Annotated in this window: 7 protein-coding genes; 6 read left to right on the top strand and 1 reads right to left on the bottom strand. The window is 51.9% G+C overall.

Annotation, left to right across the window (positions count from 1 at the left end):
* Positions 1–66 precede the first annotated feature (66 nt).
* From RBH20_RS17760 to RBH20_RS17745, 4 genes are all read left to right on the top strand, one after another.
* On the top strand, positions 67–927 hold the full coding sequence (locus RBH20_RS17760; protein ID WP_306711137.1) for a hypothetical protein: 861 nt from the start codon (positions 67–69) through the stop codon (positions 925–927).
* Between the two features lie 239 nt (positions 928–1,166).
* Positions 1,167–1,373, top strand: a complete 207-nt coding sequence (locus tag RBH20_RS17755) for a hypothetical protein (RefSeq protein ID WP_306711135.1) — start codon at positions 1,167–1,169, stop codon at positions 1,371–1,373.
* Entirely contained in the window at positions 1,370–4,237 is a 2,868-nt protein-coding gene (locus RBH20_RS17750; protein ID WP_306711133.1) for an Ig-like domain-containing protein, read from the top strand. Before RBH20_RS17755 ends, RBH20_RS17750 begins: the two co-directional genes overlap by 4 nt.
* 256 nt (positions 4,238–4,493) lie before the next feature.
* Positions 4,494–6,302 (top strand): hypothetical protein, encoded by a 1,809-nt coding sequence (locus RBH20_RS17745; RefSeq protein WP_306711131.1) that lies wholly within the window; start codon positions 4,494–4,496, stop codon positions 6,300–6,302.
* Between the two features lie 132 nt (positions 6,303–6,434).
* On the opposite strand, the gene RBH20_RS17740 is transcribed toward RBH20_RS17745, so the two are convergent.
* Positions 6,435–7,913, bottom strand: a complete 1,479-nt coding sequence (locus tag RBH20_RS17740; protein WP_306711129.1) for a chitin-binding protein — start codon at positions 7,911–7,913, stop codon at positions 6,435–6,437.
* Between the two features lie 1,248 nt (positions 7,914–9,161).
* Here RBH20_RS17740 and RBH20_RS17735 point away from each other — a divergent pair.
* A complete protein-coding gene (locus RBH20_RS17735; protein ID WP_306711127.1) occupies positions 9,162–10,412 on the top strand; it encodes a glycosyltransferase family 4 protein in 1,251 nt (416 codons plus the stop codon).
* Positions 10,405–12,333: an alginate lyase family protein gene (locus RBH20_RS17730; protein ID WP_306711125.1), complete on the top strand. Its 1,929-nt coding sequence runs from the start codon at positions 10,405–10,407 to the stop codon at positions 12,331–12,333. The genes RBH20_RS17735 and RBH20_RS17730 overlap by 8 nt, the downstream gene beginning before the upstream one ends.
* Positions 12,334–12,345 lie beyond the last annotated feature (12 nt).

Genomic DNA, 12,345 nt, shown 5'->3' with positions numbered 1-12,345 from the left:
GGTCTCCGGTATTTTCTAGGTGGTGCTTATAATGGACTATACTTCTCACTGACCACTCAGTACCCTTTGGGTACGAACATTTATGAAGAGGAGTGGGATTTACTGATCGTACTGGACGCCTGTCGGGTAGATGCGTTGCGGGAAGTCGCACCTGAGTTCGAGTTCATTGACAGGGTTGATAGCGTGTGGTCCACAGGCAGCTCATCCCATGAGTGGTTATGTAAAACATTTACTCAGGAACACGCAGACGAGATCTCCGACACAGTATATATATCCACGAATCCGCATACACAGCCGACGTTTGAAGGGGGGAAACGGCCACCGCGAAAGTACGTTACGCCGGTTACTTGGGCAGATTGGAACGTAGTGGACGAAAGCCAGTTCAAGTTCTTGAAACAACTGTCTCGTCACCATAGGTACGAAGACTACTTCGACACGATCCCACCGAATATCGTGACTGACCAAGCAATCCTTGCGGGACGAAAGCTTGACTTCGAACAGATGATTCTGCACTACTATCAGCCACACCGTCCACACGTGGCATCCGCATACAGGGAGCAGCGGGATATTACTGATGCTGAGGATCATCCATGGGAAGCCATCGAGCGTGGGGAAATCTCAAAGCAAGAGGCCTGGGACAATTATCTGGATAACCTTCGACTAGTCCTTGGCTCAATTCGTCGCCTGCTCAGTAACATAGATGCGGAGCGGGTTGCTATCACTGCTGACCACGGTGAACTGTTTGGAGAGATGAACCAATATGGACATCCGGAAGGGATACCCCATCCCCATCTCAAAAAGGTCCCGTGGGCAGTTACGTCTGCCACAGACCACAAAACCAGCAGCCCGTGCGCAAGCGTTACAGAACAGGAAGAACCATCGAAATCAGACGTTGAAGATCGTCTGAAGCAACTTGGCTATATATGAGGTTTCTCTTCACCGATCAGTAAAAGGCGAATTACTCGCTCTGGCGACTTGCAATCGTACATCAGTGTTGAGACTATGAACTGGTACGTATGCCGTTCGCAAAGTTTTGTATCCAACAACCAGATATCAATATAAAGTAACAATCCATAATACCATAGTCGGGTCGAATCTGGTACAGCATGTTAAGAGCGAACTACTCTTCGAAAGAGGCTATTACCAGAGCAGGAGGTCAGTCTGAGGTGGGTAACACAAAATTGGCTAGAAACGTCTACACTGTTCCGAAAAAAGCAATTAGGAATCAATTTACCGAATGTGAAACGGTAAGGATGAACTCGGTTGTAAGCGATACACATGGAATGACTGCAACCACTACTGCCGGTGCATGGACGCCCTCTACCACCGGGGCAGATATATCTGCAGAGACTGACTGGAGCGGCCTCCAATGACTAGACCAGCCTACGTGCCTGACAGTGCCGAAGATGTCACCAACCACGGTATTGGTCGCGATTACAACCCGAACGATCCAAGCCTCTCAGACGCTCAAGAGGTTCTAAACGCGCTCCACAGTGCCATGGACGCTGCTGGGCCGAACGGGTCTATTTTTGTTCCGGAGGGAACCTACTACTTCGGTAGCGAGGATGTATACTCCCTGATAGAACTAGGGGGAAGTCAGCCACGCGGCATCTCAGTCTACGGTGAGGGGCCTGATAAGTCCACACTTGCAGTGACTGAGCACATGGATCCCGCAGTTATATCGAACCAGACAGCATTTATTTACGATGGGGACGCGGACCATGGCGATGTTGAGATTCGCGGCCTTACGCTGGACGTAAACGCTCCCAAGCTGGGTGACCTCAATCAGTACAGCGGCGGAGCAGATGGGTTCTCGCTCGCCGGTGACTCCTTGTCGTTCTCGCTGTACAACGTTCGGATTACGGACACCTATACGCGAGGTATTAGATGTAGACAGTACCTCTCATCCGCGAGATACTGTACCCTCGACCGGATTGGTATCGAATATCACAACGACAGCGGATCAAATACACACCCGTTTGACTCACTACAGACGCCAAAAGGCAGCACCACTGTCATCGAAAACTGTAAGATAAAGAACTGTCCAGGTAGTGCGATAAACATTCGATATGGTGACGGAACCTATCGTATCCGGAACGTGTACGCCGCTGGGACAGGTAGTCAGTTCCTCAAGCTCTCTGCCGGAGAGAGGGTTACACTGCGCCGTATCAACCACACAGCATACACAGCGGAACTGGAATCGCTGCTCCCAGACGAGCCAAACGATGGATTCCTGGGTCGACACTTCATCCAGAGTCTGGGTGATCGCGGGGACACCAGCGTGACGCTGGATATGGAACAAGTATCAACGAAGAACCACACTTCGTATGCATTCCAAGTCCGTGATTCCTTGGGCGGCCCATCCGATATCACGTGGATCGGTGATAGAATCGCGTTCGCCGGTTCGAACATGTACACTGATGATGAGGTCATCCGCGACCGACAGGGGGCAGCGTTCAAGAACGTTGATGTTGGCGAGTTATCGGTTCACGACACTGATGCAAAGGTGTTTGAAACTGAGGACTCGTACGGTTCTATTGCCACGCTATCAACGGGTAACGTCGGCAGCGTCGGAAGCACGGGAGGCATTAATGTTGGCAGTCATCTCTCTGGAGGGAACCCTCTGAATGTGGATGTCCCAAGCGAGGACGAGGTGGGTGCAAAGAGCCAGAGCAGTACAGAGGAAGAAACGACTACGACCGAAACTGCAGACGGCTCACAGAACAGCCTCCCAGACTGGACAGCGCGGTGGGACGGTGACTCCTCGGATTGGTCAGTTGTGTCGAGTGATTCAAACACAGGCAATGCATATATGGAGTTCAGTGCCAGCTCGGTCAACTCGCATGCACTGTCCTGGGACGATGTCGGAGAACATACGGATACCGAGGTACTCGGACTGGTTCGTGTCGGCTCGGAAGACAACGGCGGCGATGGCTGGTGCCGTTTGATCGGGCGGGGGGGCACTGATGCCAGCGGAAACATGGTCGGTTATTCGGCGTGGTTTGTTCGGAGCAATGGCAGCATCAAACTCCGAGTTGAGAAGGATTTCAATGGGTCACAGACCACAATCGGCGAAACTATGGCCAATTCAAATCCCCTTGATGAATGGAGCTACCTTCGGCTCCGCATCAATGGCTCATCTGTACAGGCCAAAAACTGGAGTTACGGGACAACCGAGCCCGATTCGTGGGACATAGACGTAACTGATGGGGATGTCACCGGTCCGGGATGGACTGGGATCGGGTCTTGGTCGAGTACCGTTCAAATGTTTGACTTCCTCAGCGTTGGCACCAGCGGTGAACCAGCCAGACTTGATGACGCCAGACCGGAGATTGCGTGGCAACAGCCCCAGTCTGGTGGGACGGTCGACGGGACAGTCACTCTGCAAATCAGTGCAACTGATGCCGAAGACGCTGCTGGCTCTCCCAACGTGAAGTACCGCACTGACGGTAATACGTGGTCATCTGCGTCGTTCAACGGAGACACGGGATACTATGAAGACACCTGGGATACCACGGAATTATCAGACGGAACCCACACGCTTGATGCCACGGTGACTGATTCAGCTGGGAACACCGACTCCAGTAGCATCAGCGTTACCACTGACAACAGTGGCACCAGCCCTGTTGTCAGCGGTCTATCGGTTTCAGAGATCGAGACCGACAGTACGGAAGCGGTCTTTGCGATCGACTGGGAAGTTAACGATTCTGACAGCGATCTCTCAACTGTCGACCTGGGCCTGTACGATGAAACTAACGACGAACAGGAAGATACGACGAGTCTTGATGTTTCGGGTGGCTCGGCTACCGGAACAACTGAGTTACAAGCGAGTGGGGACGCCGGTACCGGAAATGAGTATACCATTGTGCTGACCGCAACAGACAGTAGTGGAAACGGGACGTCTGCTACTGCGTCAGAGTCCGCATCGGGAGACGGATTGAAGCCACAAATCGGACGTTTCAGCGTCTCTGAATCGCAAAAAGGTGACGGTAGAGCTAATATCACTGTTGTGTGGGACGTGCACAGTAGTGATAGCGAACTCCGGTCGGTTGACATTGATGTCGCTGATTCAGATACTGTGGTAGAGAGCGTCCAGTGGGATGTCAGCGGAAATACAGCCTCGGATATCGATATGTTCAATCTTGATCAGGTTACCGGGAGTAACTACAGCATCGCACTCACAGTGGTCAATAGTAACGGGGCGTCTGTCTCTACAACGAAATCTGTGAGCGTCTAATAGCGGCACATACTGTCTTTCGTCTCGTCCGCAACGTAATCTGTGTGGGCCGTGGATATCTGTTTGTATCTTTTGAGAGGAGCAAATATAACGCTATAGTATGAGGTATGTGATCCAGAACGGGTTAGGAGCGCACTAACAATGATATAGACTATTCTATGGGCGTATAATCCAAATGATGTCTACGTTCTCGATGAATACTGGACCGGTCGTTAGGGATATCCATTCGTTGAGTAATGCCTGTAGGTGATAATTCATGAGTGAGAACTCTGAGCAGACCGTTTTCACTCATTCGCGAACTACGGAAGCCATTGCTGTCGTCGGCGTCCTGCTACTCTTGATATCAACGGCCATTGTGGTAATTTCCCCGCAGGCTACTGAGTACGAGATATCGCTCTATGACTCATATCCCGCTTCATTCTGGGGCTGTATCATTGGGTCTCTGTTTGCCGGCTCGCTGTTGATCTTTAGAAGTGTTGGGAACCCGAACGAACGGTCATGGGTCTTCGGTGCTTCGCTTATGCTGGCTACCGACGCGTTACTGCTGTTGATGCCCCTCATACGGGGATATGTAATGTACGGTGATGCCGACCCGCTGACGCATCTCGGATACGTACAGGACATCGTCAACACAGGCACTACGGGGGCTAACATCTATCCTCTGGCTCACCTGCTTGTACTCGCTACTGCCGACGCTACTGGACTGAAGGCTATGACATTAGCGATGCTAACACCAGTAATTTTCTCCGCAGTATATTTTGGAGGAATGGTTTCCCTTTTGTTTCAGGTGACCGATTCTAGAAGGGGTTTCCTTCTGGGGCTTCCTTTTGTCCTGTTACCGATACTTGGCTACAGCCATCTGCTGTTTCGTCCGTTCGATTTTAGCATCCTATTGATCCCGGTTGTTCTGTATCTCTTTTTTAAGAGTCAGCGGAATCCTGCTCCCGCAATTAGAGCGATTCTGGTACTTTCACTTGTGGGTATTCTCCTCTATCACCCGCTAACCGCTGTATTCGTTACAGGCATCTTTCTGCTGTATTACACTGTTCAGTATTCCCCAAAAATACAGACGATCTATCAGAGCCCGACAAGCGCTTTTGGCTTCTCGCTTGCGGTTATCGCGGGTTGGTACTCTAACTTCCCCGGAGTTATACTGCGGTTCGATACTATCTATCGTGTCCTCTTTGGATCAGGGAGCAACGATGCACCCGTTCAGGCGTATGCCCAGACCGCACAGGAGGCCACACCGTCCCTGATCGATATTGTTCAGTTCATTACGTTCAGGTTTGGGACCGAAATGGTACTGTTTGGTCTTGGCGGCGGCTTGTTCGGAGTAGCTCTCCTACTTGGTCTTAAAAAACGATACGCGCTGGACACGCGGACCGCCACAATGGGTACAGTTGTGTGCGTGTTCGGATCTGTTGGGCTCTTATTCCTTCTTCTCGACTTGATCGTCACCCAAGAGCGTCCTTGGCAGGTGGCCAAAATCGGTGCAGTGGTTCTGCTTGGACCTCTGTTCCATATAATTAAGAGTCGTCTTGGGCGACCCAATCAATCGTTGCTTGCCCACAGTGCAAAGCAAACAGTTACTCTTGCACTATTGATACTCGTCGTACTGTCCACACTCACACTGTTTCCTTCACCGCTGTCAGGAATGACTAACGATCAGGTCACAGCGATGGAAGTCGAGGGTAGCCAGTGGCTCACCGAACACGAGACCGGAAATAGGGAGCTCTATCACTTCGATATAGAATACCGACGGTTCCACCACGCAGAACACGGTGTGAGGAAAGGGTTGCCATTTTGGGAGGTATTCCTCCCTGCACATTTCAATTATACAACTACTAAGTACTTCGGTCAGAACTACGGTAGCGATAAGTACATAATGATCAACAGAAAAGGCCGCATCTTCTATCAGGAGACGTACCCGGATTACCCGCAGAGATGGAAATATACGTCACAGGATTTCCAGCGCTTTAATCGGGACAGAACAGTTGATCGATCCTACGATAACGGTGACGTCAGGATATATCTGGCTAACGGAACCAGAATACGAGGGGCATAGCAAGAAGGCACCATTGGCTGAGTTTCATAACTGGGTGTACCGACACTGGCTTTTCGTGGCTACTCTATGCTGGCTCTCTTGATCCAGTATACATCTGCATAAGCAATATAACGAACAGGAGTTGGATCTGTCCTACTTACTACCTACATCTGCCGTTACGTCGTCATCGGAGGTGATCGGCCCCACTCCTACCTCCTCTATGCCGGGAACCGCTGGACTGAACCGATCTTGGCCTTGGTTGTTTGCGTTGATGACAACATCTCCTGCATTCCCAACGCCATCTGTACTGGAGTGGCTGAACGTATCTATCGTGCCTTGAGAGTTCGTTAACATGAATGCCTTGGCCTCTGAATTGTGTATTGATAGTCGACCAATGTCGATGTTGGAGAACTCTCCAGCGCCATGGTCGCGAATGACTGCATCGTCCCGAGCGCGATTGGTGTTATAAATTGAAATCATATCTCCCTTCCATATCACGTCCATTGGACCATCTCCAATGGCATCCTGTGCTTGGAACGCGTAATCAGACATATCTCTGGAGAGTACGTTCTCCATGATGACGGTGGTCGGTGTCGTTCCTCGGTTTCCAAGGTTATTAATGAAAAACCGACCGTGGAAATCAGGCCCGATGTCCCGCTTATCCACTTTCTGTTCGAGAGAGGGGGTATTCGCTCTGTGGTAGATGTTCTTCAGCTCCACGATCTTACCCGCAGACATTTTACATAGACCTGACCCCGTACCGCTAATATAACAGTTGTGGAGCTTGGTGACTCCATCGCCAAATCTAATATTGACCGCATTTCCGGCACAGTCGATGAAGCAACTGTCCTCAACAGTAAACTCGTCGCCCGCTTGTGGTCGGACAGATATATGATGGGAGTTTGACGTTCCGTCGGTCGCGTTGTGGCGCCCGATTCCGTTGTCTTGGAACGTACAGTTCGTGACTGATCTGAGGACAGCACGACCACGGACCCCCGCTAAATGCCAGCCTCGAATCCACGCACCCTTGAGGTGGAACTCTCCACGTTCTGACATTTGGAGGCCCCAAGAGCCTCCATTGTTCTCTGCCAGTCCGCTGACGTTTTCGTAGTTACCGTCCAACTTAATGTCCGTGATCTCGACGGTCCCGTGATCGTATCCGTCGTACCAAATAAACCCGCTCTGATTCGGACGGTTCTCAGCAGAAGCGTGTCCGGTAATTGCCAGCGTTGACTTGTTTGCTCCCTCTCCGACAATAGAAATACCAGCAGGCACAGTTCCACCGAACTCCACGTACGGGCTATAGCCTGAATCGTCGCGGCCAAAATAGTATTCTCCTTCAGGAACAAATATTGTTCCACCCTGGCCGGCAGCCTTTGCAGCCTTGAGAATAGCGTTGAGGTTTCGCCTCGCTGCTGCCACGCTGGGATCATTCGGATTTGGCTCCGAACCGTAGTCACTGATATTCTCGGCATCTTGGGCTACGTCGAGTTCATCATCTGGTCGTGTTGGCGTTGTAGTCTGCTGAGCCGACGCTTTCGCAGGAGTTTTAGTTCTGTTACCGTCTGGTGGTCCATCACCCCTATCGAAACCTGGTAGCCAAGTGTAGAGGACGCCAAAGATGACAGCCACGATACTTCCGATGGAAGCGATAAGTCTGCGACGGCTGATCACCCCGGATCCACTTGTCATGACTGAGATACAAGAGTGGTAGTACCCGGTAGATTGGATCGAATGGAGTGGTACCAACGATGGAGGAACATGATCATTGCTCTCGTCTCATGGAGATATCCTCAGAACATTAGTATAAGCTTCCTACAGAGAAGCTTGAACGAAGCCCTCAATCCTATTTCTCTCAGTTCTTTTAGAGGGAGCCCAGCCACATTCTTTCAAACCTCAAATAATAATCTTAACCATGCCTCATTCGGTTGTCTGGAATGTCGAGGTATGCCGAACCCTGAACTATCCGACTCTTTCATGAAGCGAACTGAATAGCATAAGTCTGCTGTAATGATAAGCGAACGATATCCCTGTAGACGCCCTGAACTCTCCTGTTCGTTTGTGACTCACGCACCCGGGAAGTATTGTACTATCTTAAAACGCGAATTTGCCTCGCTCTGGGGACGGACTGACTAGTAAAATTAAGGGTCATTCCGTTTCTACTATACGTACTCACTAAAGTCCGTCGTGTGGGTGTTGCTCTCCTGACCGAATGAGGTACTTGCACCTAAACTTCCAACTCCAATGGCTGCGGTTATGGCTGTTAGCCCGAACTGGAAGAAAGAACGCCTGTTAAGATGTCCTTTCCCTCTTTTACTTGTGGTAAGAGTGCTTGAACGGCCTGTAGTCTTCTTGTCGCTAGCAGTCGGTTCGTGCTTATCGAACATACACATATGACTGAAGTAGGTATATGCTAATTAGCTGTTCTCGCATGGTATAGCCATATTACATGCACTTCGATTGCCCATTCAGTTGAAGTAATTACCAACTAATTCCCTAGAACATACCTTCTCAATACATAAGACAGTCAGATGGAATATGGTAATTATATCATACTTAGAGTAGAGTGTAATTACTTGATCGGGCAGAGCGAGTTAATGTAGTTTAGGGTGCTGCCCCGGCTGGATACCGATAGTTAACTGACTTACTCGAATCAAAGCCCTGCCACAGACCGAGATAGAGCAATTCCAAGTGGGCATATAACGGACTCATCGTCAGAATGTCTCAGGAGTATCGGACGTATACTAATACTCCCGTCAGAGATACAGTGGAACGATTGGATGTCGATGAGTATCGATAGGCCAGTTGACGCGGTACCATCATCAAGATTGCGAGCGAAGCATCTGAGACCAGGACAGTCGGCGTACACACTTTGTTTCGATGACGACTGACTGTGTTATCGTCTCTCAGCGGTATCCTCCTGAAAAGGGAGGCAATGCATCCAGAATCCACGACACAGCCGTTAATCTGGATGATGACTTTGATGTGACCGTTCTGGCGCCGTCCCTCTGCTACCCACCGGGGAACTTCGAACGGACTTGGAAGCGCAAGCAGACAGAACACGATAACGGGGTGGTTGTCCACCGTCTGTGGACGTGGCAGCCACAGAGAGAGAATCCCTCTCTGCTCCGCCGACTCCCTTATTATCTTATATTCGCACTGCATGCGGCACTCTGGTTAGTCATGAACTTCCGGCAGTACGACGTTGTCATGACATCTACGCCACCAATCACTACCGGGTTCCCCGGACTTGTGGCTGCTGCCATTGGGAATCCCTGGGTAATTGATGTCCGGGATCTGTGGATTGAGAACTCGATTGCTCTTGGATACATTACAGCAGACAGTCCACTAGTAAAAGCTGGTCGCACCTTCCAGCGCCTCGCGTTACACTCCGCTGATCGCATTACGGTAACGACTGAGACACTCGGAGATGCGGTCGCTGACACGTATGGCACCGATCTCCGGGAACGGGTTCGGGTCGTCCCAAACGGTGTGGACACCGACCGCTTCTCCTCGGTATCTACCACTGAAGGCAACCACTCGCGAATAGTATACACCGGGAATATCGGAAGCGCACAGGCACTTGAACCGTGTATCCGGGCAATGCAGCACGTTTCAAGCGATGATGCCGTGCTCCAGTTGGTCGGTGATGGGGACGAGGTGTCTCGGCTCAAGAGTATGACAGATAGACTTGGTCTTGAAGACCGCGTAGAATTTGTTGGACTGGTGGACCGTGGACGAATTCCGGAGATTCTTGATAGCGCAACTGTCGGACTGGCCCCGATAAAAGACAGCCCAGAGCTGGACTACGCGATACCCACGAAACTCTACGAGTACATGGCGTGCTCGCTACCTGTCGTCGTCACTGGTAGAGGGGAAATCAAGCGGTTTGCGACGGATACAGACGCAGGTATCCACACAGAGCCTGAACCCGAGAGTATTGCGGCAGCGATTGACAGTCTCCTCGAAAACCCCGAACAGCGGGTGGCAATGGGTCGAGATGGGCTCCAAGTCGTATCCGCGGGGTACGACCGGCAGGCCATCGCGGACCGACTTGGAGAGGTGTTTCGGACATTGACAACAAGTAAACGACAAGAACCGTACACGGCCCCATGTATTGAAGATGACTGAGCACCTTCAGGCGCTTCCGAAAGCGGTCAGGTTGTACGGACACACACTCACACAGTTGGAGCCTGCTCAGGTACTTGGAATGGCTGAGCGGACGACCCGTAACTCCGTACTCACGCGACTCCCACTCGACTTCGATGGGCGATACGACGCCGCGATCCCTCAGACCCTTTCGGTGGCAACCACTCCGGTCAAAGCTGACCTTGACCTACTTCAGGGCGAACTCTCGGAGGCAACCGTCCAGACGTTCCAGCAACGGAGCCGCCAGGCGGCAGACGGCAACCTGACCTTCCTCAACAGGTCGATACAGCTTCGGTCGCCGGATCTCCCTCACTGGTTTGACGACCGATTTGACGACTATCCGCTACTCTGGCCGCTGAAACTATATGCGTTCGACCCCCTCCGATGGGCGACGCTGGGATTCAAAGGCCCGCAGTCCGCCCCCGACAGGGTTGTCGAGGTGTTCGACCAGTGGGTACGGGACTGGGCCGACAGTATCGAAATCGGTCAGCCGGGGTACCTTCGAAATGCGTGGACACCGTGGGCAGTATCACTCCGTATTCAAACACTCGTGCGATACCTCGCGTGGCGAACTGGGGGCACGCAGGGAACTGTCCCAGAGAAACTTATTGCGGCACTTGCCCGAGAGATATATCGGAGTTCGACCTTCCTTGAAAATCACGTTGAGGGTGATGTCGGCGGTAATCATCTCATCGAAAACGGGCTCGCACTGCTCATGGCCGGCCTCACCTTCCCAGAGTCTGACCAGTCCTGGATTTCAGATGGAATATCTATCCTTGGCCGTACAGGAGCTAAGCAGTTCCTTTCTGACGGCGGGCATTACGAGCGGTCGCCGATGTACCACGCGATTGTAACAACGAGATACGTGACGGCGTGCTCCGTACTGGCAGCCAGTGATCGCACAGTCCCTACTTGGCTGACAGCGATGACGAGGCAGGCCGTCGCGTACCTGCGGTACCTCTGTCCCCCGGACGAACAGATTCCGATGTGTAACGACGCCGTGTTTGGTCAAGCGCTCCCGCTTACGGACTGTTTGGAGTATGCTGGTGCTGCCGGATTCGAGCCTACTGACCGGCCAGCCCCGGCTCATAGTCCAGCGAGCGGGGAGTCAGGGTACTATTGGCTCGATACAGACCATGGACGTCTGTTAGTGGACGGTGGCCCCGTCGGGCCTCCACATTTACCCGGCCACTCTCACAACGATATGCTGAGTGTCTTACTCTGGGTTGACGGACACCGTGTGCTTACCGATACTGGGGTATATGATTATGCTAGCAACGAACGACGACAGTACGTCAGAAGTGTTGCTGGACACAATACAGTCCAGGTTGGCGATACGGAACCGATCGAGATCGGCGGAAAGTATCTGATGGGTGCGCGAACGGAACCGACGGTACGCTACGAGGATACGGACCCGACGGTTTTCAACGGACGATATGAGACAGATCCACATGCACCGGCGTCGTATCAGCATAGCAGGGCAATCGTTGCGGCGGACGACTGGTGGCTTGTTCGCGATACACTCCGCGGGCCCGACACTGAGACCGAGCCAAGCATCTCCCGACTCCACTTCCACCCAGATATTGGCGTTACAATCGACGAGTCTGGAACAATACGGGTATTTCACGGAACAGTCACCGACGATGATCCACCCTTGCTAAGTATTCACCCGCTGGGTACCAACGACGTTCGCACCACTACGACCGAATACTTCCCCGAGTTTGGCGTTGCTCAGGAGCGACAAACAGTGGAATTACGATCCGGTCCCGAGTCAGGAGCAACAGCTTTGGGCTACCTTCTTAGCCCGGGAGCTAGCCGTGGAGATATATCTGGCTTCTCGAGTGACGATGACATAACCGCCAATGAGATACAACGGTTTGGCTCTCGGATAAGGCCGGTTTAGGACATTTCAGAC

The sequence above is a fragment of the Haloarcula sp. H-GB4 genome, assembly GCF_030848575.1.
In the GTDB taxonomy this organism is placed as follows: domain Archaea; phylum Halobacteriota; class Halobacteria; order Halobacteriales; family Haloarculaceae; genus Haloarcula.
The sequence above is the reverse complement of the archived record's forward strand: the minus strand, read 5'-3'. Positions and strand labels throughout refer to the sequence as shown.

What these genes read in the sequence shown, in the direction of transcription:
- RBH20_RS17730 (WP_306711125.1), top strand. Translation starts at nt 10,405, where the DNA reads ATGACTGAGCACCTTCAGGCGCTTCCGAAAGCGGTCAGGTTGTACGGA.
- RBH20_RS17735 (WP_306711127.1), top strand. Translation starts at nt 9,162, where the DNA reads ATGACGACTGACTGTGTTATCGTCTCTCAGCGGTATCCTCCTGAAAAG.
- RBH20_RS17745 (WP_306711131.1), top strand. Translation starts at nt 4,494, where the DNA reads ATGAGTGAGAACTCTGAGCAGACCGTTTTCACTCATTCGCGAACTACG.
- RBH20_RS17750 (WP_306711133.1), top strand. Translation starts at nt 1,370, where the DNA reads ATGACTAGACCAGCCTACGTGCCTGACAGTGCCGAAGATGTCACCAAC.